This window comes from Inquilinus limosus DSM 16000, assembly GCF_000423185.1.
Lineage (GTDB): Bacteria > Pseudomonadota > Alphaproteobacteria > DSM-16000 > Inquilinaceae > Inquilinus > Inquilinus limosus.
The window spans coordinates 222378-245750 of record NZ_AUHM01000006.1; the positions used below are offsets into that span (position 1 = coordinate 222378).

Consider the following 23373-nt stretch of genomic DNA (forward strand, 5'->3'; position numbering starts at 1 on the left):
ATGACCCGCCCGAACGTCATCGTCTTCTTCACCGATCAGCAGCGCTGGGACACGGTCGGCGCCCACGGCAACCCGCTGGATCTGACGCCCAATTTCGACCGCCTGGCCTGGACCGGCACCTTCGTCGCCAACTCCTTCACCTGCCAGCCGGTCTGCGGTCCCGCCCGCTCGGTGCTGCAGACCGGGCGCTACGCGACCGCGACCGGCTGCTACCGCAACGGCATCCCGCTGCCGCAGGACGAGAAGACGCTGGCGCATCACTTCGCCGCCGCCGGCTACGACACCGCCTATATCGGCAAATGGCATCTCGGCTCGGCCGAGCCGGTGACGCCGGGGGAGCGCGGCGGCTACCGCCACTGGCTCGCCTCCAACATCCTGGAGTTCACCTCCGGCCCTTTCGACACGGTCGTCCACGACAATCACGGCCGGCCGGTGAAGCTGCCCGGTTATCGCGTCGACGCGCTGACCGACTCGGCGATCCGCTACATCGCGGCGCCGAAGGAGGCGCCGTTCTTCCTGTTCCTCTCCTTTCTCGAGCCGCACCACCAGAACCAGACGGACAACTACCCGGCGCCGCTCGGCTATGAGGAACGGATCCGCCGGAAGCTCGCCGTCCCCGGCGACCTCGCGGCGCTCGGCGGCAGCACGGAGGCGCATTTCCCCGGCTATCTCGGCATGGTGGCGCGCCTCGACGAGGCGTTCGGCCGGCTGGTCGAGGCGCTGTACAGCCTGGGCCTGCTGGAGGACACGATCATCCTCTTCACCTCCGACCATGGCTGCCATTTCAAGACGCGCAACAACGAGTACAAGCGCTCCTGCCACGAGGCCTCGATCCGGGTGCCGACGCTGTTCCACGGCCCCGGCTTCGCGGGTGTCGGCGCCTTCGAGGGGCTGGTGAGCCTGATCGACCTGCCGCCGACCCTGCTCGACGCGGCCGGGATCGCCGTCCCGGAGACGATGCAGGGCCGCTCGATCCTCGGTGCGATCCGGGGCGGGGAGGGGCCGCGCGAGGAGATCTTCGTCCAGATTAGCGAGCACCATGTCGGCCGCGCCCTGCGCACCCGGCGCTGGAAATACGAGGTCGAGGCGCCGGGCGGGGACGGCTGGAACGATCCGGCCAGCGACCTCTACGCCGAGGCGCGGCTCTACGATCTCGAGGAGGATCCGAACGAGCTGCGCAACCTCGTCGCCTCGCCCGGCCATGCCGAAACGCGGGCGGAGCTGCGGGGCCGCCTCCTCGCCCGGATGGAGGAGGCGGGCGAGAGGCCGCCCGAGATCCTTCCCGTCGAGCACAGGAATTGGCATGAAGGGCTGGTGAGCGAGGGCTGAGCCGCTCCGGACCGCCGAGGCAATGGACGAGAGCAGTTCCGAACGGAAGAGGGCGCCGACCATGGCCGACGTCGCCCGTCGCGCCGGGGTGTCGACCGCCGCCGTCTCCTATTACCTGAGCGGCGACAGCACGCGGCTGAGATTCGTCGGCCCGGAGACGCGCCAGCGCATCCTGGAGGCGGTGAGGGAGCTCAACTACGTCCAGAACCGCACGGCCCGGCAGCTCCGCCGCCGGCAGGCCGAGCGGATCTGCCTCCTGCTGCCGCGCCTCGGCGTGCCCTTCAGCGATCGTATCGCGCAGGAGGTCCAGTCCGCCGCGGCGGCGAGCGGCTTTTCCACCATCATCGCCGCCGGCGACACGCCCGACCGCACCGACAGGATCGTGCGCGAGATCGAGAGCGGCCTGGCCGACGGCGTCATCGCCGACTGGCAGCATCTCTCCGAAGCCGAGGTGGTGCAGCTCGCCGCCCGTCTCGCGGCCGCGGGACGGCCCGCGGTGGTCTTCCACCCGTCGGTCGAGCCGGCGGGTTTCTCCGTCGTCCGCCAGCACACGGCGGAGGCGGTCCGGGTGGCGCTCGACCACCTCCACGAGGCCGGTCACCGCCGCATCGCCTATATGCAGCACGAGAAGGCGGCGGAGGGCAGCCGGCTCGCCGCCTATCGCCGCTTCCTCGCCGCGCGGAAGCTGCCGCTGCGACCGGAGCTGCTGGTCGGCGGGGCCGAGGCGCGCAAGGCCGCCTTCGCCAACGCCAAGGCGCTGGCGTCGCTGCCGGAGCGGCCGACGGCGCTGTTCGCGGAATCCGACCTCGCCGCCGTCACCGCCATCCACGCCTTCGGAGCGATGGGGCTCTCCGTGCCCGGCGACATCGCGGTCGTCGGCTGCGGCAACATCGAGGAGGGCGAGTTCGGCCATCCGGCGCTGACGACGATCGGCCCCGAGACCACCCGCTACGACCGCCTCGCCGACCATCTGATCGGCCTCGTCACCGGCCGCGAGGGCGAAGGCCCGACGGTCTTCGACGTGCCGTGGCGGCTGGTCCGCCGCGCCTCCGCCTGAGCGCCGGGAGCAGGCTGGACGTTATTCGATCGTGAACCATTGCACTTCGACCCGGCGGTTCAGGTCGCTGTCGGCTCCCGCGGGCTCCTCCCAGCCGCGGCCCACGATCTCCACGCGCTTCACGTCGATCCCCGGATGGCGCTTGATCAGCGCCGCCCGCACCGCCTCGGCCCGCTGCTTGGACAGGTCCATGGCCGTCAGCGCCATGCGCTGGACGAGCTGATCGCCGCCCTGGCGCCGGAACTCCGGGATGCGTGCGTTGTCGACATGGCCGCGCAGGAGCACGGTGGAACCGGGGCTGACCTGCAGGAAGGACTTGATGGTGTCGAGATAGCCCTCGTTCTCCTTCGCCTGGCCATCCAGGGCGGCGGAGTTGGGCTCGAAGAAGAAGCGGATGTCCTTGCTGAGGAGCGGGTTCTCCTCGAGCCGCTGCTGGGTCGCGGTGCGGATCGGCGCGATGGCGACCACCTGGCCCGCATAGGTCCCGTCCTTCTCGAGCCCCTGCAACGCCGTCAAGTCGACGAAGCGCTCGCCGTCCACCGGGTTGCGGATCAGGCTCCCATAGGCCAGCACCGAGGCCTGATAGATGCCGAAGAAGGAGCCGGCCGCGTCGATCGTGCCTTTGAAGAAGGCGAGGTTCTCCGGCAGGTTGGAGAGATGGACGCGCGACAGCTCGTCCCGGGCATCCGCCTCGGTCCAGCCGAAGGCGCGGGCGACGACGGCGACGTTCTGGTCCGGCTGTTCGCGCAGCTGCCGGTTGCCTTCCAGCAGGCCGTGGACGAGGCCGCGCACCATCTTCGGGTTGGCGTCCGCGAACCCCTTGTTGACCGTCAGGATGTCGGCAACGACGAGCAGGTTGCGGTTGGAGACGAGCAGCTTCGCACGGCCCTGCGACGCCTCGATCACCTCGTCGGTGCGGGGCGTCCAGCCGACGCAGCCGTTGAGTCGGGGCTGGCTGCGGCCGAGCTCGGCCTGATAGGCGTCGCAGGCGACGAACGCGTCCTCGTAATAGACGAGGCCGATCTCCTGCGGGCCCGGCCGGGCGTCGAGATCGCGGAGGACGCGCACCGGCACGCCGGCCTCGCGGGCGAGATAGCGGATGAAGAAGTCGCTCTCGTTGAACTGGGAGGCGGCCAGCGTCCTGCCGGCGAGCTGATTGATCGAGGCGACGCCGCGATCCACCACCACCATGTCGGCGCCGCGGGAGAAGGCGATCTGCGCCGGCACGACCACCTCGAACTGCCGGCCCAGCGCGGCGAGGACGTCGGTGGTGGTCGCGGCGGCGGCGAAGCGGCCGTTGTTGAGCTTGCTCCAGCTCTCCTCCTCCGAGACGGACAGCTTCACCTGGAAGCCGTACTGGCGGGCGAAGAACGAGTTCGGATTGGGCTCAAGCCCCCCGTTGGCGACGATCAGGCCGCCATAGCCCGCATACTCGCTGATGTCGATCTCGACCACGCCGTTCTTCGGCACATAGGCCGCCGGCTGGGCCAGGGCCGGGCTGCCGGTGATCGGCTCGACCGGGTCAGGGGCATCGACCTGCGCCACCGGGGCCTGCCCGCCGCCGGTTTCCGATCCTTGCCCGCCGCCCTTGCCGAGATAGAGCCAGGCGCCGAGCCCGGCGACCGCCAGGCCGAGCAGAAGGGTCAGGATCACGCCCAGCGGCGATCCGCCGGAGCGATTATGCGGCCCTTTGTCGATCATTCCCCTTCTCCTGCGTGCAAGCTTGTCCGTTGCTGCCGATGCGGCCACGTCCCGGCCGGTCCGACCGGATCGGGGGCGATGCCGTCGAGATCGGCGAAGATTTCCTGCTGGTCGTGCAGCCAGCGGCTCGATTCGTTGAGGAACGCGGTCAAGGCTGCGACGGATCGGGCGATCCCCGAGGCGTCCGAGGCCAGCAGCGCCTGCTCGCGGATGAGCGCGATCTGCTGGCGGATGCGCTCCAGCTCGGCATCCAGCACCTCCAGCCGGCGTTCCGCCTCGCCGCGCATCGCCAGGCGGTTCCTGAGCACCGCTGCCTGGCCCTCCAGCGCCTCGCGCAGCTCGTGATCGACCTCCGGCTGGGCGAGGCGCCGCTCGATGTCGTCGATCTGGCGCGAGAGGCGGGTCCCTTGGTCCCGGGTCGTGGTCTCGATCACGGAGGCCGCCGCCTGGCGGGCGGCGAGAAGCTGCAGGTGCAGTCGCACGAGCTGCCAGGTGCCGCGGATGTGCTCACCGCCGGCGCCGGCGCTCTCGAGAACGTGCTGCAGCGCTCTGCACTGCTCCTCCAGATCGGCCTGCCGGGCCCGGCCCTTGTCGTCCAGGCGGGCGAGGACGGCATCGCGGTCGTCCTCCGCCGACGGCAGATCCGCGGCATCGACCGTCCGCCGGAAGCGGGGGCTGCTGGCCACCATCCCGGCAACTGCCGCCGTCAGCCCGCCGCCGATCAGGTAGAACGCCGGATCGATGAAGGCGCCGAGCAGGCCGGAGGCGAGGATGGCGAACCAGGCGGGCGGCACCGGCATGCCGAAAGGGCGGGCGTTGAAGGCCCGCCATAGGTAGCTAGGCCAGCGCACTCCGGCCTCCGTCGTCGGCGAAGTGACGTAGCGAAGGCGGCACGAAGGCCAGGTCGGTCGCCTCGCGGATCGCCAGCTGCATCTGGAAGCGCAGCACGTCCTCGGGGACGGGGGGCTGATAGCCCTCCAGGCAGGCCGCGATGGCTTCGGCCGGCCCGAGAGACTGCGTCCGCGCCAAGCGATACGCCTTCACCGCGATGGCCTCCGCGGCGCCCGGCGTCAGCAGCAGCGGCAGCTTGCCGGTGAGCCGCAGCAGATCCTCCCGGGTGATCGCGAGCCCGATGCGGCGGCACAGCGCCGTGAGCAGCGAGGCCGTCTCCGCCTCGGCGGTCGTCGGCAGGAGGGGGATCTTGACGTCGACGCGGCCGGGGCGCTTGAGATCGATCTCGATGAGGTCGGGGCGGGAGGAGGCCAGGATCCACATCACCCGTCCGCGCGTGTCGGCGTCGCCCATCTCCTGCGCGATCATCGCGTAGAGGCGGCCCGAGAGGCCGCTGTCCCCGCTGCCGGCGTCGCGCCGGCCCAGCGCCTGGTCGGCCTCGTCGACGAAGACCATGCACCGGCCGAGCGCCCGCACCAGCCGGATGATCTTCTCGAGATTGCCCTCGCTGGAGCCGACCCAGCGGTCGCGGAAGTTCTTGAGCTTCACCACCGGCACGCCGGCTTCGCCCGCCAGGCATTCGACGAGGAAGGTCTTGCCGGTGCCGACCGGCCCGCAGACGAGATAGCCCTTGGGCAGGGCCTTCAGGTCGCCGGCCTGCCACAGGGATACGTCCTGGCGCAGCCAGGTCTTGAGCGCTTCCGAGCCTTCGAAATCGTCGAGCGTGCGGCGCGGCTCGATGAATTCGACCAGGCCGGCGCTTTCCTGCTCCACGATCTGCTTCTTGATCTCGACCAGGTCGGCGGTCTCGATGGGCCGGCGTTGATGGGCGCGGCGCTTGGACAGGGTCTCCACCGCCGTGACGGTGACGCCCGTGAGGGAGGCTGCCAGCGTCTCGTCATCGGAGGGGCCGAAGGCCTGCGGATGGGCCCGCCGCAGCAGGCCGAGCGCGGTGCGCAGGGCCTCCTTCGACGGCAACGGAACGCGGATGGAGGCCGCCCGCGGGTTGAATGTCACCGAGGGGTGCAGGTCGTTGAGATTGTCGGCGATGAGCAGGCTGGTGAAGGGCAGGTCGCAGAACGGCGCCTCGCCGGCCCAGTCGCGCAGCAGGCTGGCGAGCCCGCCGAGATCGTGCCCCCACAGGCCCGATGCCGGCAGGATCTCGTCCGCGCCGCGCAGGATGCAGGCGACGTGCAGCGGCTCTCCCTGGCGCAGCGTCCGGAGATTGGCGAGGTAGCGCACATAATTGCCGACCAGCTCCACCGCGGGCAAGGGCTGGCGGATGGTCGGCGTGAGCCGCTTGGCGCCGCCCCAGCCCTCCAGGTGCTCCGTGCCGCGCTCCACCCGCAGCCCGTTGCCGAGGTCGTAGGAGAAGACCACCTGGAAGCCGGAAAGCAGCTCCGTCTCGAGATAGCGCGCCAGGTTGACCAGCCCGCCCTTCACCGGGATCCGGTCGTGCACATTGCCGTAGAGGATGAACTGGCCCTGGGCGCCGCTTTCGTAGGCCAGGGCGATCTCGGCGGCCCAGTCGGGCGCTTCGGGCGACAGCGGCATCAGGCCTGCTCCGCCGAGCCCTTCTCCGGCGTCGCCACTCCCATGGTGCGCGTGCCGGCCGGTGCCGCCGCCGCTCGGTCGGTGTCGAGCGTGATGCCTTCCCGCGCGGTGAAATCCGCCAGCGCCTGCTCGGCCAGGGCGTTCATCTCCGCTTCCTTGACGTTGACCTCGGTCATGTCGATGGCGTCCTTGGCCACGCGCGCGCGGCCGGCGGCCTTCTGGCGCTCCTCCTCCACCATCTCGTGCAGCCGGTTCAGGGTATCGCCGCTGCCGCCGATCTCGCTGATCATGCCGGCGGCCATCTCGTGCATCTCGGCCATCGCCTTGTTCATGCGCATGTCGGCGATGGCGCCGCGCAGGCCCTCGATCTTGGCGCGGGCATTCGCGACCGCGACGTCGCGCGCCTTCAGCATGTTCTGATAGGTCTCCTCGGCCTGGGCGAGCTGCCGCCGGTTCTCCTCCAGCTCGCGCTCGACCGTCTGCAGGCGCAGGGCGTACTGGCCGGCCGCCGACCGGTTGCCGGCCTTCAGATGGGCGGACGCCTTCGCGCGCAGCTCGCGTTCATCGGCCTCGAGCTTCCGCACCTGGCCCATGAGCCGCTCGGCAAGGCCGGCATGGGATGCCAGCCCCTGGTTGAAGTTGCCGATCTGCTCGCGCAGGTTCTCCTTCTCCAGCTCCAGCAGGGCCTCGGGATTCTGACGCTCGACGCTGCCGATGAAGACATTCAGGAAGGCTTTGAACAGATTGACTATGCGCCCGAACATGAACTTCCCCCTCCGAAACGCGCGCCGGACTCTCTGACGGGCTCTTCTCCAGTCCCACGGAATCCCGGCCGGCCTGTGACCTTATGACGATGCGCTCAATTTAGGGCGACTTTCTGGTCTGGTCGTCGCGAGCTGTCAATTCGACGGCAGGCGACACGGCCGGGGATATGGAGCGGACGCGGCAAAGCGGGCCGCCGGCCGGCGGCCCGCGACGGGTAAGCCGATGTCGGCGGGCGCGAAGCCCTAAGCGAGGTAGCGCTTGAACCAGCCGATCGTCCGGTCCCAGGCCAGCTTGGCGGCAGCCTCGTCGTAGCGGGGCGTCGAGTCGTTGTGGAAGCCGTGACTGGTGCCGGGATAGATGTAGGCCTCGTAGGTCTTGTTCGCCGCCTTGAGCGCGGCCTCGTAGGCGGGCCAGCCTGCATTGATGTTGGGATCCGTCTCGGCATAGTGCAGCAGCAGCGGCGCCTTGATGCGCGGCACGTCCTCCGGCTTCGCCTGCCGGCCGTAGAAGGGCACGGCGGCGGCCAGCTCCGGATAGGCGACGGCCGCGGCATTGGCGACGCCGCCGCCATAGCAGAAGCCGGTGATGCCGACCTTTCCGGTCGTCAGCTCGCTCTGCATCAGGAACTCGACCGCGGCGAAGAAGTCGTTCATCAGCTTGGTCGGATCGACCTTCTGCTGCAGCTCGCGGCCCTTGTCGTCGTTGCCGGGATATCCGCCGACCGAGGTCAGGCCGTCGGGGGCGAGGGCGACGAAGCCGGCCTTGGCCACGCGCCGCGCCACATCCTCGATATAGGGGTTCAGACCCCGGTTCTCGTGGACGACGACCACGCCGGGCACCCGGCCGGCGGCCTTGGCGGGGCGGACCAGATAGCCGCGGACCTCGCCGTTGCCCTTGGGCGACGGATAGGTGATGTATTCCGGGACGATGTCGGGGTCGGTGAACTCGACCTGCTGCGCCAGCGCGTAGTTCGGGCTCAGCGACGCCAGGATGGCCGCGGCGCTCAGCCCGGCGACGGCGAATGTGCCGGCGCGGTCGAGGAACTCGCGCTTCGTGATCCTGCCGTGGACGTAATAGTCGTAGAGTTCGAGCAGCTCGGGCTGGAAGTCCTTGGCCGTGAGACGGGTCATGGGGCGCTCCTCTCCGTGCAAGCCGCGACTCCGGACGCGGCGATACCGCCCCTCACGTTCGTTCCGAGCAGAACCGTCGGTTACACGGCCGAGATATCGGCCGATGTCTTGTCGGCGCGGTCAGGCCGCGGAGACGGCGCGGGTGTCGACCTCGTCCAGCCAGCCGGTGCGCAGCTCGGGCACGGAGGCGAGCAGGAGGCGGGTATAGGCCGCCTGCGGAGCGCGCAGCAGCTGCTCCGTCGGCCCCGCCTCGACGGTCCGGCCCTGGCGCAGCACCAGCACCTCGTGGCTGATCGAGCGGACCACGCCGAGATCGTGGCTGATGAACATCAGGGCCACGCCGAGCTCCCGTTGCAGCTCCGTCAGCAGGTCCAGCACCGCCTCGCCGACCACGGTGTCGAGGGCGGAGGTGACCTCGTCGCACAGGATCAGCTCGGGGTCGGCCGCCAGCGCCCGGGCCAAGTTCACGCGCTGCTTCTGCCCGCCGGACAGCTCGCCCGGCAGGCGGTCGGCGACCGCGGCGGGCAGGCGCACGAGGTCGAGCAGGCGGTACAGCCGCTGCCGGCGCTGCCGGTCGCCCTGGCCGTGATAGAAGGCCAGCGGCCGGGCGATGATCTGCTCGACGGTCCGGGCCGGGTTCAGCGCCGTGTCGGCGTTCTGGAACACGATCTGGATGCGGCGAAGCTGGTCGCGGCTGCGGCCGCCCAGCGCCGCCGGCAGCTCTTCGCCGTCCAGCAGGATGCGGCCGCGCGCCGCCGGCAGGATGCCCGCGATCACCCGCGCCAGGGTGCTCTTGCCGCTGCCGGATTCGCCGATCACGCCCAAGGTGCGGCCGCGCCGGATCGAGAGGTCGATGTCCTGCAGAGCCGTGACCGGCGGCAGGGCGCCGGGCCGCACCGCGCCGAAGCCGGCGAGCAGCCCTTCGACCCGCAGCAGCGGGGCCGCCTCGGCCTGTGCCGCCTCGCCGATGGTTCGCCGCGCCGGCGTGGCGGCGGCGATCAGCTGGCGGGTGTAGCCGTCCTCCGGCGCCGTCACCAGCCGCTCGGTCGGTCCCGTCTCCTGCAGCCGGCCTTGGCGCAGCACCGCGATCCGGTCGGCGATCTGGGCGACGACGGCGAGGTCGTGCGAGACGTAGATGCCGGTCGTCTTCCGGGTGCGGACCACGGATTTGAAGGCGCGCAGCACCTCGATCTGGGTGGTGACGTCCAGCGCCGTGGTCGGCTCGTCGAAGATCACCAGCTCGGGGTCGTTGATCAGCGCCATGGCGGCCATCAGGCGCTGCAGCTGCCCGCCCGAGACCTGGTGCGGATAGCAGTCGCCGATGCCGTCGGGGTCGGGCAGGGCCAGCTCACGGAACAGCTGGCAGGCCTTCCGGCGCGCCGCCTCGGCGGTCATGGTGCCGTGGATCAGCACGCTCTCGATCACCTGCGCCATGATGCGGCGCGACGGGTTGAACGCCGCCGCCGCGCTCTGGGCGATATAGGCGATCTGGCGGCCTCGCAGGCCGCGCAGGGTCTTGCGGTCGAGCGCCAGGATCTCGCGGCCGAAGACGTTGACCGAGCCGCCGACGATGCGGCAGCCGGCCCGGCAATAGCCCATCGTCGCCAGCGCGATCGTGGTCTTGCCGGATCCGGACTCGCCGATCAGCGCCATCACCTCGCCCTGGCGGATGGTGAAGCCGATATCGTCGACGATCACCGCCTCGCCGCCCTCCTCGGTGCGGGCCGTGACGCGCAGCCCGGAGACCTCGACCGTCGCGGTCATCTCAATGCCCTCCCGCGTCCCGGCGGCGGCCGGGCAGGCTGTCGATCAGCAGGTTGACGCCGATGGTCAGCATGGCGATGGCCAGCGCAGGCATGATCACGGCGGGCGCGCCCTCGCTCAGCCCCGAGATGTTCTCGCGCACCAGCGACCCCCAATCGGCGTTCGGCGGCTGCACGCCGAGGCCCAGGAAGCTGAGGCTGCTCAGCAGCAGCACGACGAAGACGAAGCGCAGGCCGAAATCCGCCAGGATCGGCCCGACCATGTTCGGCAGCACCTCCTGCAGCATGATGTATCCGGTGCGCTCGCCGCGGGCGCGGGCGGCCAGCACGAAATCCTCCGCCGCGATGTTGACGCCGAGCGCCCGGGTGATGCGGAAGCAGCCTGGCAGGTAGATGAAGGCCAGCGTCAGCACCAGGATCGGGGTGGAGGAGCCGAGCCCGGCCACCAGCACCAGCGCCAGCATCTTGCTCGGGATCGAGGTCAGGGCGTCGAGCGTCCGGCTGAGAATGGCGTCGGGCCAGCCGCCGACGGCGGCGGCGAACAGACCCAGGCACACGCCGGCGCCGCAGGCCAGGAGGGTGGCGAGACCGGCGATACCGACGGTGTAGCGGGCGCCGAGCAGCACGCGGCTCAGCATGTCGCGGCCGAGATAGTCGGTGCCCAGCGGGAAGGCGGTGCTGATCGGCTTGAACACCTCGTAGTCGACCACCGTCCCGGCATCGTAGGGCGCGAAGACCGAGCCGAAGGCGGCGACGGCGATGCAGGCCAGCACGATCGCGGCGCCGATCGCGCCGGAAGCGGACAGCCGCAGCCGGCACGGCTTGCGCCGGGGGAGGTCGATATCGTCGATGGCGGGCTGGGTCATCGGCGGCGCAGCTTCGGGTTGGACAGGATCGCCGCGATGTCGGCCGCGGTGACCAGCAGCAGGTAGACGGCGCAGAACACCATGGCGCAGGACTGCACCACCGGCATGTCGCGCATGGCGACGCTGTCGACCATCAGCTTGGCGATGCCCGGATAGTTGAAGATGGTCTCGACGATGATCACGCCGCCCAGCAGGTACGACAGGCTGAGCGCCACGGCGTTGGCGATCGCGCCGACCGCGTTGGGCAGGGCGTGACGCAGCACGATGCGCGCCGGGCTGGCGCCTTTCAGCGCCGCCATCTCGACATAGGGCGACCGCAGCGTCTCGATCACCGCGGCGCGGGTCATCCGCGCCATCTGCGCCGTCACCACGAAGGTCAGGCTCAGCACCGGCATGGCCACGGCGCGCAGGAACTGCAGCGGCGAGGCATGGGCCGGGACGAAGGACAGCGCCGGCAGCCAGTGCAGATGGACCGCGAAGACCAGCACCGCCAGGGTGGCGACCAGGAACTCCGGCACCGCCACGACCGAGATGGTGGCGGTGGCCACCGCCCGGTCGTAGAGCGAGCCGCGCCAGACGGCGGAGGTGATGCCGATGGCGAGCGCCAGCGGCACGGCGACGGCCGCGACGATGGCGGCCAGCAGCAGCGAGCTGGCGAGGCGGGTGCCGATCAGGGGCCCGATCGGCTGGCGGCTGACCAGCGACACGCCGGGATCGCCGGTCAGCATCCCGCCGAGCCAGTGCAGGAAGCGCTGCGTCGCCGGCTGATCGAGGCCCAGCGCTGTGCGCAAGCCCGCCACCGCCTCCGGCGTCGCGCTCTGGCCCAGGATCGCCTGCGCCACGTCGCCCGGCAGCAGCTGGGTGGCGACGAACACCACCACGGCGACGAACAGCAGGGTCAGCGCCGCGACGACCAGCCGTCCTCCGATCAGCTTCGCGATCTGCGCGTTCATCGGATCATTCCAAACATCGCCGACCGGAATTCACGGTCCTCATCGTCATGGCGAACCCCGAAGGGGCGTGGCCATCCAGCGGCACCGGCCCCTGGATCGCCGCGGCGCTCCGCGCCTCGCGATGACGATTGTGAGAAAGGCAAGAAGCGGCTTTCACGAGACTGGGATCAGCTGTCCAGCCAGACATACTCGCCGAAGCCGTAGCCCATCAGGGCGCCCGTGGGCATCGGCTTCAGCCCCTTCAGGCTGCTGGTGTAGGCGTCGATGTTGCTGATGAAGGTGGGGATCGCCACGCCGGACCCGTCGCGCACCATCACCTGCAGGTCGTGATACATCTGCCGGCGCTTGTCCTCGTCGGTCTCGGCCCGGGCGGCGACCAGCAGCTGGTCGAACTTGCCGTCCTTCCAGCCGGATTCGTTCCAGGCGGCGTCGGATTTGTAGAACAGCGTCAGCAGCAGGTCGGCCGTCGGCCGCGGGTTGATGTTGCCGAAGCCGACCGGCGACTTCATCCAGTAGTTCGACCAGTAACCGTCCGACGGCACGCGCTGGATGTCGAGCGTCAGCCCGATCTTCTGCGCCTCCTGCTGCAGCAGCACCGCCATCTCCACCGAATTGTCGGCGGCGGGGGAGGCGACGACGGGAATGGTCGAGCCCAGCACCCCGGCCTTCTGGAAGTGGAACTTCGCTTGGTCAGGGTCGAAGGCGCGCTGCGGGATGTCCTTGGCGTAGAAGCGGTTCGAGGACGGGATCGGGTGGTCGTTGGCGATCTCGGCATAGCCGCGATAGATCGCGGAGCGGATCTGCTCGCGGTTGATCAGGCCCTTCATGCCCAGGACGAAATCCGGGCTGCTGCCCGGCGCCTGGTCCAGCCGCATGATCAGGTTGGTGTAGTTGCCGGCGCGTGTGTCCAGGATGCCGAAGGCGCCGGTGTCCTGCAGCTGCTTGACCGAGCGCGGGTTGATGGTCGAGGCCAGCTGCACGTCGCCGGAGAGCAGCGCGTTGACCCGGGCGCTTTCATCGGCCAGGCCGAAGAACTCGATCTGGTCGAGCCAGGGCCCCTCGCGCCAATAGCCGTCGTTGCGCGCGGCGACCGAGCGGACGCCGGGCGAGAACTCCTGGCACTTGAACGGGCCGGTGCCGACCGCGGTCGTGAAGTCCTTGGTGCCGTCCTTGACGATGTGGAAATGGGCGGTGCCCAGGATGACCGGGAAGTCGGCGTTCGGGCCCGACAGCCTGATGCGGATCTCGTCCGGGCCGGTGGCCGCGATCTCCTCCATCGCCGAGGCCAGGGCCTTGGCCTTGCTGCCGACCTCCGGGTCGAGATGGCGCTTCAGGGAATAGACGACGTCGTCGGCGGTCAGGGTCTTGCCGTCGTGGAAGGTCACGCCCTTCCGCAGCTTGATGGTCCAGACCGTCGCCTTGTCGCTGTCGATCGCTTCGGCCAGCTCCATCTGCGGCTCGCCGGCTTCGTCGATCCGGGTCAGCTTGTTGTAGAACAGGTTGCAGCGGACATAGTCGGTCGACGCCGTCTGCTTGGCCGGGTCCAGGGTGTCGGCGGTCGAGCTGGTGTAGCCGGCGACGCGGATGCTGCCGCCGCGCTTCGGCGTGTCCGCCAGCGCCTGGCCGGCCTGGGCGAACACCGCCCCGCCGGCGGCGAGGCTCATCCCGGCCATGCCGAGCATGCCCAGCACCTCGCGCCGCGTGGCGCCGCCGCGCAGCGCCTCGAGAATCCGCCGGCGCTCGGCGGGGCGCATCGTTTCGAAATCGTGGATTGTCGTCATGCCGCCGTCCCTCTGTTGTGCGGGATCAGAGATCCCGAGCCCCCTGGTTTGATGGCCGACCGTCTCGGCGCGCGGTGTTCCGCGTCGCCCGGCGGCCGGTTGGGCCGCCGGGCCTTGTCGCTGTTCGGAACATGATGGCGGCAGTCGTATGATTGTCAACAATCTTAATGAAGACGATGCCGCCGACGGCGTCGGCTACAGCCCGAGCAGGCCGGGCAGGCCGCGGATGTCCTTGATCTCGTGACAGCCGTAATAGGGGGTCGGCGGCTCGTGCCCGCGGTTCACGAAGGCCTTGTGGGTGATCCGCAGGTCATGCGCGGTCATCAGGTCGTAGCGGAAGCTGGAGGAGCAGTGCAGCACGTCCTCCGGCCCGCAGCCGAGCTGGTCGAACATGTATTCGAAGGCCCGCATGCGCGGCTTGTAGGCCTGCGCCTCCTGCGCCGTGAAAACGGCGTGGAACGGCGCGTCCAGCTTCGCCACGCTGTGCGGGATCAGGTCGGTCATCGAATTGGACAGAATGACCAGCGGAACATGGGCCGCGACCTTGGCCAGCGCTTCCGGCACGTCGGGGTGCGGGCCCCAGCTTGGGATCGCAGCGTAGATCGCCTCCGCATCCGTCTCCCGGAACTCCACCCGCCACAGCTTGCAGCAGCGTTCGAGGGCGTTGCGCACCACCTCGACATAGGGCTTCCAGGCGCCCAGCACCTCGTCCAACCGATAGGAAGAGAAGTCGGCGCAGAAGGCGTCCATCTGCGACGCATCGACCCGGTCGGCGTAGATCCGGCGGGCGGCGGGCGCCATCTCGAAGTAGATCAGGGTGCCGTAGCAGTCGAAGGTGACGTATTTCGGTCTCAGGGCCATGCCGTGCCTCGGTCGTTCCCAGGTCTGCGATCGGACCATCCTAGAAGGGGCGGGCCGCACGGCCAGCCGTCTGTGCGCCGCAAGGCAGGGCGATCATGCCGTTTGCGGCGGCTTCGATGGCACGGCATGCCGATCCGCCGCCGACCTTCGGCGCGACCGCCGGGCCGCGGCGGGGCAGGATGGCAGGGCCATGACAGGAGGAGCGGGATGAAGTCTGTCGAGGAGATTCTGGCGGATCTGGTGGCGATTCCCTCCGTCTGCCGCACCCCGAACGGCGCGATCGTCGACTATGTCCGCGCGCATCTCGCCGAACATGGGGTGGCGGTCACGGTGCTGCCGGGGCCGGAGGGCGACCGGGCCAACCTGTTCGCCACCATCGGGCCGGCGGAGGTGCCGGGCATGGTCCTGTCGGCGCATCTCGACGTGGTGCCGGCGGCGCCGGAGGGCTGGACCGGCCATCCCTTCGCCCTGCGCCGCGACGGCGACCGGCTGTTCGGCCGCGGGGCGGTGGACATGAAGGGCTTCGTCGCCTGCGTCCTGGCCGCCGTGCCGGCGATCATCGCCGCCCGGCTGCCGCGGCCGGTGCACATTGCCCTGTCCTATGACGAGGAGGTCGGCTGCGTCGGGGTGCGGCACATGATCGGCCGGCTGCCGCAGCTCTGCGCTCCGCCGCTCGGCTGCATCGTCGGCGAGCCGACCGGGCTGAGTCCGGTGCTGCGGCACAAGGGCAAGATCGCCCGGCGGGTGCGCGTCCGCGGCCGCGCCGGCCATTCCTCGCGCCCTGACCTGGCCGACAACGCCATCCATCTGGCGGCGGAGCTGATGCTGAAGGTGCGGGACGAAGCCCGGCGGATCGAAGCCGAAGGCCCGTTCGACGACCGCTTCGCGCCCCCGGTCTCGACCCTGCAGGTGGGCGTCGTGAACGGCGGCACCGGCGTCAACATCGTCCCGGCCGAATGCGTCTTCGACCTGGAAGCCCGCGCCATCCCGGGGACCGACCCGGCCGATCTCTGGCGGCCGATTGCGGAGTGCGCCGAGTCCCGGATCGCAGCGCTGCAGGCGGAAGGGCGGCCGGTCGCGGTGGAGAGCGAGACTCTCAGCCTCTATCCGGCGCTCGACCTGGCCGACGATCATCCGCTCGCGGCTCTGGCGGAGGCGGTGTCGGGCAAGAAGCGGCAGGCCGCGGTCAGCTTCGGCACCGAAGCCGGCCTGTACCAGCAAGCGGGCGTGCCGGCCGTGGTCTGCGGGCCGGGCGACATCGACCGCGCGCACAAGCCGGATGAGTTCATCACCCGGGCCGAGCTGGCCTCGGGCGTCGCCATGGTCGAGCGGCTGGTCGTTCGTCTGTCGTTATGATTGTTGACAATCCTACGACGAACATGATCAAGCTAGAGGGTCGCCGCCGCGACAGGCGCTGACCCGAGCGCGCGATCAGGATCGATCATGAAGCTGGCTTCCTACTGGATGGATTCCGTCACGCCCTTCCAGGGCGCGGCCGCCGGGCCGGTCGAAGGCAAGGTGGACGTGGCCGTGATCGGCGCCGGCTTCACCGGGCTCTCGGCGGCGCTGGCGCTGGCCCGGCGCGGCGCCCGCGTGGCGGTGCTGGAGGCCGGCAAGGTCGGCGCCGGCGCCTCCGGCCGCAACGGCGGCCAGTGCAACAACGGCCTCGCGGTCGATTTCCAGGGTGTGGCGGCCCGCCACGGGCTCGATCGGGCCCGGCTGCTGTACCGGGCTTATGACGCCGCGGTGGACACGGTCGAGCGCCTGGTGCGGGAGGAGGGGATCGACTGCGACTTCCGCCGCACCGGCAAGATCAAGCTCGCCGCCAAACCGGAGCATTTCGACAAGCTGAAGCGGGCGCAGGAGGTGCTGGCGCGCGAGGTCGACGCCGACACCGCCCTGGTCACGGCCGGCGATCTGCGGGCCGAGATCGGCTCGGACCGCTTCCACGGCGGGCTCGTCTACAGGAAGAGCGCCGGCATGCATATGGGCCGGTTCTCCAAGGGCCTGGCCGAGGCGGCGGTGGCGCGGGGGGCCGTGATCTTCGAGGACGCGCCGGTCTCGGCGCTGAAGCGCCTCAATGGCCACGCCCATGAGGTGGCGACGGCGCGCGGCCGCCTCACCGCGTCCCAGGTGCTGCTGGCGACCGGCCCGTCGCGCGCCGGCCCTTTCGCCTGGTTCCGGCGCCGCATCGTCCCGATCGGCAGCTTCGTGATCGTCACCGAGACGCTGCCGCAGGCGGTGGTGGACGAGCTGATGCCGACGCGCCGGATGGCGACGGATTCGAAGAATGTCGGCACCTATTTCCGCATCCTCGGCGACAACCGCCTGCTGTTCGGCGGCCGGGCTCGCTTCGCCGTGTCCAGCCCGCTGTCCGACGCCAAGAGCGGCAAGATCCTGCGGCGGACTCTGCACCGGGTTTTCCCGCAGCTGGGCGACGTGCGGATCGACTATTGCTGGGGCGGCATCGTCGACATGACCGCCGACCGGCTGCCCCGCGCCGGTGTCCATGACGGGCTCTACTACTCGATGGGCTACAGCGGCCACGGCACCCAGATGGCGACCCATATGGGGGCGGTGATGGCGGAGGTGATGGGCGGCCGGCCGGAGACGAACGTCTTCCGGGATCTCGACTGGCCGGCGGTCCCCGGCCATTTCGGCCCCCCCTGGTTCCTGCCCCTGGTCGGCGCCTACTATCGGCTGCAGGACGTCCTGCATTGAGCGGGGTGTCACGGAGGGTGGGGCAGCGCATGGCACAGGCGAACGGTGGGAAGGTGAAGCGGCTGGCGCGGACGACCTTGTCCGGCCAGATCAGTGAGCAGATCCGCGCCTCGATCCTCGACGGCACCTTCCCGTTGGGCTCCCAGCTCAACGAGATGGAGCTCGCGGCCAGCTTCGACGTCAGCCGCGGGCCGGTGCGCGAGGCGCTGCAGCGGCTGATTCAGGAGGGGCTGCTGCGCAGCGAGCCGCATCGCGGCGTCTTCGTGCCGGAGCTGAGCGAGGAAGACCTGCAGGACATCTATTTCGTCCGCCGGTCGCTGGAGCTCGCCGCGCTCCGGCGGGTGATGGGCCTGCCCGGCCGGGCCGCCCTGGCGAAGAGGCTGAAGGCCATCGCCCGGCAGATGGAGGCCGCCGTGCGGCGCGGGGACTGGCCGCGCACGGCCGAGCTGGACCTGGAGTTCCACCGCGAGATGGTCGATGCCGCCGGCAGCCACCGCCTGTCCCGCGGCTACGCCACGCTGCAGGCCGAGACCAAGCTGTGCCTGCACAAGCTGATGGGCGGCTATCGCGGCAACAAGGCGCTGATCGAGGAGCATCAGCTGCTGGCCGACCTCGTCGGCGGCGAGGATGCCGAGGCGGCGCTGAAGGAGCTGGACCGCCATTTCGGCGACCCGGTCAGGACGCTGCACAAGGCCAACGCGGTGCGGCAAGGCAAGACCGACGCGGCCGCCTAGGAGTCGAGGAGCAGGGCGTGCATCCATCAGGCAACAGGCTCGATCAGATCGACATGAAGATCCTGGTGCAGCTGCAGCGCCAGGGGCGGATGACCAACGTCAACCTGGCGGATGCGGTCGGGCTGTCCACCAGCCCGTGCCTCCTGCGGGTCAAGCGGCTGGAGCAGGCGGGCTACATCACCGGCTACGGCGCCCATCTCAACCTCGCCAAGCTGGGCGAGACCGTCACCGTCTTCACCGAGATCACGCTCGCCGACCAGACGCTGCCCTATTTCACCCGCTTCGAAGCGGCGATGCGCGGCCTGGACGAGGTGATGGAATGCCACCTCGTCAGCGGCGGCTACGATTATCTGGTCAAGTTCGTCACCCGCAGCCTGTCGCATTACCAGGAGGTGATGGAGGGGCTGTTGGAGCGCCCGGTCGGGATCTCGAAATACTTCAGCTACATCGTGATCAAGACGCCGATCCGGAAGACGGAACAGCCGCTGATGAGCCTGTTCGGGTGAAGAGCCGGCAAGTCAGAAAAAGAACGTCATTGCGAGCGCAGCGAAGCAATCCAGGGCGGCTCGCACGGGCCCCTGGATTGCTTCGTCGGCTTCGCCTCCTCGCAATGACGGTTTGGGAGTTCAATACGCCTGCCGGCGGTCGACGACGTTCTCCAGCGGCAGACCGTCCCGGTGCCGGCGGATCGCGCGGATCACCTGGCGGGCGGCGGATTCCGGATGGGTGGCGCTTGCCACGTGCGGCGTCAGCATCACCTTCGGGTGGCACAGCAGCGGATGGTCGGGGGCGGGCGGCTCGGTCGCCAGCACGTCGAGCATCGCGGCCGAGACCTGCCCGCTCTCCAGCGCGGCCAGCAGGTCGGCTTCGACCACATGCCCGCCGCGGCCGACATTGACCAGCCCGGCCCCGGCCGGCAGGGCCGAGAAGGCCGCCGCGTTCAGGATGCCGCGGGTCGCGTCGGTCAGCGGCAGCAGACAGACCAGGACCTCGCAACTCCTCAGGAAGTCCTGCAGCGCCGCCGGCCCGGCAAAGCAAGCGACGCCCGGGATCTCCTTCTCCGACGCGCTCCAGCCGCGCACAGCGAAGCCGAGGTCGCGCAGCGCCTCCGCCGCAGCCCGGCCGAGCACGCCCAGCCCCATCACCCCGACGGTGCGGTCGGCGGCGCGCCGCACCGGGCGCGGGGACCAGCGGCCCTCGCGCTGGTCGGCGAAATAGGCCGGAATGTCCCGGTGCAGCGCCAGAACGGCGTAGAGCACGTATTCGATCATGGAGCGGGTGAGGTCGGGATCGACCATGCGGACCAGCTGGACCCGCGGCGGCAGGCGGTCAAGGTCCAGATGGTCCACTCCGGCGCCCAAGCCGAACAGCACCTCCAGCCTCGGCACCGACCGCTCCAGATCCTCGGGCGGGATCCAGGCCACCAGATAGGCGGCGTCCGAGGGCGGCGCGTCGGGCGACCAGACCTGGAGCGCGATGTCCGGCGCCTCCTCCCGGAACACCCGGTTCCAGACCGCGCCGCGGATCGGGTCGGATTTGTACAGCAGCGTCGGCCGCGCAGTCCCGTCACCCATGGTCAGCCCAGGGCCTGGTTGATCAGCCCGAAGGTTCGGACCGCGGGCTGCCGCGCCGGCCGGTCGCCGCGCCGCATGGTCGCGACCGTGTCGACCCGGGCCAGGCCGGCGGCCGCGAGGCGGTCGGCGAAGGCGCCGTCATCCGGCGTGTCCACCCGCAGGAACCGGCCGGCATGCTCCTCCAGATGCGGTTGCAGCAGGGCGATGGCGGCCGCCTCGTCCGGCGCGACGATCGGGCCGACGACATGGCCGCGGCCGAAGGGACGGCACAGGCTGAAGCCGACCAGCTCACCATCCGCCTCGTAGGCGGTGCCGACCGACCGGGCGGCGAGCGCGTCCAGCGTGGCCGACCGGTCGGCGCCGAAGGCCTCGCGGTCGAGCATCCGGACCCGCGGCCAGTCCTCGGCCGCGAGCGGCCGGACCAGTCCGGCGACAGAGGCGGCCGGCACCGGTTGCACCGTGCCCTGGTGCTGGTGGATCCGGCCGGTCTCCCGGAAGCCTTCGGAACGATAGAGCCGCAGCCCCGCCGGCGTGGCGTTGAGCTGCAGCGCGCGGTCGCCGGCCCGGTCGAACAGCCAGCGCATCATCCGCCGCCCGGTGCCTTTCGCCTGCAGCCGCGGCGAGACGATGATCATGCCGACCGTGCCGAAATCCGTCCCGAATGGCCACCACATGGCCGAGCCAATCACCCGGCCGGCGCCGTCGCAGGCCACGACGCCCTCGCCGACCTCGGTGACGAAGCGCCAATCCTCCGGCCGGTGCGCCCAGCCGACCTCCACGGTCAAAGCGTGCAGCGCCGGCAGGTCGTGCTCCGTCATCGGGCGCAGGGTCGGGGGAGGGGTGTCGTGGATCATGCCGGAATCTCTCGTCGGAACGGCCGGGCCGCTTGCCGGCAGCTTGCCCCGCCCGGCCCGGCACGATCGCCCGAAAAGCCGGCGGCGGACCATGCGGATGCGCCAAAGCGGACCGCATCCATGGCAGCATCTGCCACCACGGCCGGTCTAGCCTCGGTCGCAGTCTCAGCGGAAACAGGGCGCATCCCCATGGCTCGTGTCGTCATCATCGGTGCCGGTATCGTCGGTCTGTCCGTGGCGCGGGCGGCGCTGAAGCGCGGACATGCCGTCCATCTGTTGGAGCAGGGCGAGGTGCCGAACCCGCACAGCGCCTCCTACGACCGGCACCGGATGATCCGCTACCATTACGGCGCGGCACTCGGCTACACCCGCATGGTGGCGCCGGCGTTCGAGGCCTGGTCGCGCGTCTGGGAGGACATCGGCAGCGAAGAATTCGAGGACACGGGGGCGATCTCGATCTCGCTGGAGGCCGGCGACTACGCCGCCAAGACGCTGGAGGCCTTCCGTGAGATCCGCATCCGGCATGAGGTGCTGGACCGCGACGGGGTGGAGCGGCTCTGCCCGCATCTGCAACTTCCGGAGGGCGCCTGGGGCGTCACCGCCTCGCCGGGCGGGCCGCTCTTCGCCGGCCGCATCGTCACCGGGCTGGCGCGCTGGGTGACGGAGCACGGGGCCGTGCTCGAAGGCGGCTGCCGCATCGCCCGGGTGGACCAGGAGCGCGGCGTCGCCGTCCGCGCCGACGGCAGCGCGGTCGAAGGCGACATGCTGGTGATCGCCGCCGGCGCCTGGCTGCCGGCGCTGATGCCGCAGCATTACGGCGAGGCGGCCACCTGGCGGCAGGGCCTCTGCTACATCGAGCCGCCGGCGCGCTTCACGCAGTCCTGGCGCGACGCTCCGGCCATCGTCACCCTCGGCGACCATGCCGGCTACACCCTGCCGGACCGGCGCGGCGCCGGCCTCAAATTCGGCCATGGCCCGCATCGCCGCCGCGCCCGGCCGGAGGTCGACGGCTTCGGCTCGGATCTTGCCGCCGAAGGCGAAGCGATTCTGGCGCCGTTCCGGCCCTATCTCCGGGATGCGGAAGCCTATCGTCCGACCCGGATCCAGGTCGGCTACTACGTCCTCGACCCGTCGCGCCGCTTCAGGCTCGACAAGGCCGGTCGAGGCCTGGTCGTCACCAATTGCGACGGGCAGATGTTCAAGTTCGGCCCGCTGCTGGGCGAGCGCATCATGGCCATGTTCGACGGCGCGGAGAGCGCATCCGACCTCGCCCGCTGGGCCGCGGGATACTGAGCATGCTCGATTTCGATCCCGCCCCCGTCGCCATCCCCGCCGGGCACTTCATCGACGGGGCGCTCGTCATGGGAGAGGGCGAGGCGATCGGCGTCCGTCGGCCGTCCGACAGCGCCCTCTATGCCGATCTGCCCGTCGCCTCGGTCGATCTGGTCGACCGGGCGGTGACGAACGCGGCCGAGGCTCAGCGCCGGACCGACTGGGCCACCCGCCCGCCGCGCGAGCGGGCCCGGGTGCTGCGCCGCTTCGCCGATCTGATCGACGCAAGGGCGGAGGAGCTGGGGCGGCTCGAGGCGCTCGGCTCCACCCGGCCCATCGCGCAGGCGCTGTCCTTCGACGTGGCGTCCACCGCCGAGGGCTTCCGCTTCTTCGCGGAATATGCCGACAAGCTGGGCGGGGAGGTTGCGGCCACGCGCAGCGACAATCTCGGCCTCGTCATCTCCGAGCCCTATGGCGTCGTCGCTGCGATCACGCCCTGGAACTTCCCCCTCAGCATGGCGTCGTGGAAGGCCGGGCCGGCGCTCGCCGCCGGCAACGCCGTGGTGCTCAAGCCGTCGGAGCTGACGCCCTTTTCCACCGTTCTTCTGGCGCAGCTGGCGGTCGAGGCCGGCGTGCCGCCCGGCATCTTCAACGTGGTCCAGGGCACCGGCGCCGTCACCGGCGACGCGCTCTGCCGCCATCCGCTGGTCGGCAAGATCTCCTTCACCGGCTCGACCCGCACCGGCGCCGCGATCATGGCGGCCAGCGCCGCCAGCGGGGCGAAGCCGGTGACGCTGGAGCTCGGCGGCAAGAGCCCGCAGCTGGTCTTCGCCGACACGCCCAGCCCGGACCGGACGGCCCGGCAGGTCGCCGCCTCGATCCTCGGCAATGCCGGCCAGGTCTGCGTCGCCGGCTCGCGCCTGATCGTGCAGCGCCGGCTGCGGGACGAGTTGGTGGAGCGCCTCTCGGCTCTGTTCGCCGAGGTGCGGCCGGGCCCGACGTGGCGCGAGGACACCAGCTTCTCGCCGATCATCTCCACGCCGCAGGCCGACCGGATCGACGGCATCGTCCGCCGCTCCTTCGCCCACGGCGCGCAGGCCGTGGTCGGCGGCCGGCGCATGGCGGCGATCCAGGACGGCGCCTTCTACGAACCGACGATCCTGGCCGACGTCACCCCCGACATGCCGGCGGTGCGGGAGGAGATCTTCGGCCCGGTGCTGACGGTCCAGGCCTTCGACGACGAGGAGGAGGGGTTGGCGCTGGCCGACCATCCCGATTACGGCCTCGCCGCCGGCGTCCACACGGCGGATCTCGGCCGGGCAATGCGGGCGGTGCGCCGGCTGCAGGCCGGCACCGTCTGGGTCAACCGCTACGGCCGCACGGCGGACTTCATCCTGCCGACCGGCGGTTACAAGCGCTCCGGCATCGGCAAGGATCTCGGCCGCCAGGCGGTCGAGGCCAATCTGCGCCAGAAGAGCGTGCTGATCGAATTCTGAACGCGAGGATG

Annotated in this window: 20 protein-coding genes; 8 read left to right on the forward strand and 12 right to left on the reverse strand. The window is 70.5% G+C overall.

Features of this window, described 5'->3' with window-relative positions; genetic code table 11:
• Both G537_RS37275 and G537_RS37280 read left to right on the forward strand, forming a co-directional pair.
• Complete coding sequence (locus G537_RS37275) at window positions 1-1329, forward strand: sulfatase family protein (protein ID WP_034851218.1); 1329 nt, start codon at window positions 1-3, stop codon at window positions 1327-1329.
• Window positions 1330-1390: 61 nt separating this feature from the next.
• Complete coding sequence (locus G537_RS37280) at window positions 1391-2386, forward strand: LacI family DNA-binding transcriptional regulator (protein WP_051248265.1); 996 nt, start codon at window positions 1391-1393, stop codon at window positions 2384-2386.
• A 21-nt stretch (window positions 2387-2407) separates the two neighbouring features.
• Here G537_RS37280 and G537_RS0110210 read toward each other — a convergent pair whose 3' ends face one another.
• The 10 genes from G537_RS0110210 to G537_RS0110255 form a co-directional block, all read right to left on the reverse strand.
• Window positions 2408-4087 (reverse strand): phosphate ABC transporter substrate-binding/OmpA family protein, encoded by a 1680-nt coding sequence (locus tag G537_RS0110210; protein WP_026870040.1) that lies wholly within the window; start codon window positions 4085-4087, stop codon window positions 2408-2410.
• The gene (locus G537_RS0110215) at window positions 4084-4938 is read right to left on the reverse strand and encodes a hypothetical protein (protein ID WP_026870041.1); all 855 of its coding nucleotides are present in this window, start codon (window positions 4936-4938) and stop codon (window positions 4084-4086) included. Before G537_RS0110215 ends, G537_RS0110210 begins: the two co-directional genes overlap by 4 nt.
• On the reverse strand, window positions 4925-6592 hold the full coding sequence (locus tag G537_RS0110220) for an ATP-binding protein (protein WP_026870042.1): 1668 nt from the start codon (window positions 6590-6592) through the stop codon (window positions 4925-4927). Before G537_RS0110220 ends, G537_RS0110215 begins: the two co-directional genes overlap by 14 nt.
• Window positions 6592-7356 (reverse strand): PspA/IM30 family protein, encoded by a 765-nt coding sequence (locus tag G537_RS0110225; protein WP_026870043.1) that lies wholly within the window; start codon window positions 7354-7356, stop codon window positions 6592-6594. Before G537_RS0110225 ends, G537_RS0110220 begins: the two co-directional genes overlap by 1 nt.
• A 243-nt stretch (window positions 7357-7599) precedes the next feature.
• Window positions 7600-8487, reverse strand: coding sequence for a YghX family hydrolase (gene yghX, locus G537_RS0110230; protein WP_026870044.1), 888 nt, complete (start codon window positions 8485-8487; stop codon window positions 7600-7602).
• Window positions 8488-8607: 120 nt separating this feature from the next.
• The gene (locus tag G537_RS37285) at window positions 8608-10251 is read right to left on the reverse strand and encodes an ABC transporter ATP-binding protein (protein WP_051248266.1); all 1644 of its coding nucleotides are present in this window, start codon (window positions 10249-10251) and stop codon (window positions 8608-8610) included.
• 1 nt (window position 10252) lies between these two features.
• Window positions 10253-11116, reverse strand: coding sequence for an ABC transporter permease (locus tag G537_RS0110240; RefSeq protein ID WP_051248267.1), 864 nt, complete (start codon window positions 11114-11116; stop codon window positions 10253-10255).
• Window positions 11113-12069: an ABC transporter permease gene (locus G537_RS0110245; RefSeq protein ID WP_026870046.1), complete on the reverse strand. Its 957-nt coding sequence runs from the start codon at window positions 12067-12069 to the stop codon at window positions 11113-11115. Before G537_RS0110245 ends, G537_RS0110240 begins: the two co-directional genes overlap by 4 nt.
• Window positions 12070-12236: 167 nt before the next feature.
• Window positions 12237-13850 carry an ABC transporter substrate-binding protein gene (locus tag G537_RS0110250; RefSeq protein ID WP_034851221.1) on the reverse strand — a complete coding sequence of 538 codons (1614 nt, stop codon included), beginning with the start codon at window positions 13848-13850 and terminating at the stop codon, window positions 12237-12239.
• Between the two features lie 195 nt (window positions 13851-14045).
• Window positions 14046-14711 carry a haloacid dehalogenase type II gene (locus G537_RS0110255; protein ID WP_026870048.1) on the reverse strand — a complete coding sequence of 222 codons (666 nt, stop codon included), beginning with the start codon at window positions 14709-14711 and terminating at the stop codon, window positions 14046-14048.
• Window positions 14712-14918: 207 nt separating this feature from the next.
• Here G537_RS0110255 and argE point away from each other — a divergent pair, with 207 nt between their 5' ends.
• The 4 genes from argE to G537_RS0110275 all read left to right on the forward strand — a co-directional run bounded on the left by argE (window position 14919) and on the right by G537_RS0110275 (window position 18672).
• Window positions 14919-16067, forward strand: coding sequence for an acetylornithine deacetylase (argE, locus tag G537_RS0110260; protein ID WP_026870049.1), 1149 nt, complete (start codon window positions 14919-14921; stop codon window positions 16065-16067).
• A gap of 87 nt (window positions 16068-16154) precedes the next feature.
• Window positions 16155-17432 (forward strand): NAD(P)/FAD-dependent oxidoreductase, encoded by a 1278-nt coding sequence (locus tag G537_RS0110265; protein ID WP_026870050.1) that lies wholly within the window; start codon window positions 16155-16157, stop codon window positions 17430-17432.
• Between the two features lie 29 nt (window positions 17433-17461).
• Window positions 17462-18166, forward strand: a complete 705-nt coding sequence (locus G537_RS0110270; RefSeq protein WP_026870051.1) for a GntR family transcriptional regulator — start codon at window positions 17462-17464, stop codon at window positions 18164-18166.
• Between the two features lie 17 nt (window positions 18167-18183).
• Window positions 18184-18672 carry an Lrp/AsnC family transcriptional regulator gene (locus G537_RS0110275; RefSeq protein ID WP_026870052.1) on the forward strand — a complete coding sequence of 163 codons (489 nt, stop codon included), beginning with the start codon at window positions 18184-18186 and terminating at the stop codon, window positions 18670-18672.
• 120 nt (window positions 18673-18792) lie between these two features.
• On the opposite strand, the gene G537_RS0110280 is transcribed toward G537_RS0110275, so the two are convergent.
• Both G537_RS0110280 and G537_RS0110285 read right to left on the reverse strand, forming a co-directional pair.
• A complete protein-coding gene (locus G537_RS0110280) occupies window positions 18793-19740 on the reverse strand; it encodes a 2-hydroxyacid dehydrogenase (protein ID WP_034851223.1) in 948 nt (315 codons plus the stop codon).
• A gap of 2 nt (window positions 19741-19742) precedes the next feature.
• A complete protein-coding gene (locus G537_RS0110285; RefSeq protein ID WP_026870054.1) occupies window positions 19743-20594 on the reverse strand; it encodes a GNAT family N-acetyltransferase in 852 nt (283 codons plus the stop codon).
• A gap of 189 nt (window positions 20595-20783) precedes the next feature.
• Between G537_RS0110285 and G537_RS0110290 the strand changes: the two genes are divergently transcribed.
• Together G537_RS0110290 and G537_RS0110295 are read left to right on the forward strand one after the other, a co-directional pair.
• The gene (locus G537_RS0110290) at window positions 20784-21887 is read left to right on the forward strand and encodes an NAD(P)/FAD-dependent oxidoreductase (RefSeq protein WP_026870055.1); all 1104 of its coding nucleotides are present in this window, start codon (window positions 20784-20786) and stop codon (window positions 21885-21887) included.
• A gap of 2 nt (window positions 21888-21889) precedes the next feature.
• On the forward strand, window positions 21890-23362 hold the full coding sequence (locus G537_RS0110295; RefSeq protein WP_026870056.1) for an aldehyde dehydrogenase family protein: 1473 nt from the start codon (window positions 21890-21892) through the stop codon (window positions 23360-23362).
• Window positions 23363-23373: the final 11 nt, after the last annotated feature.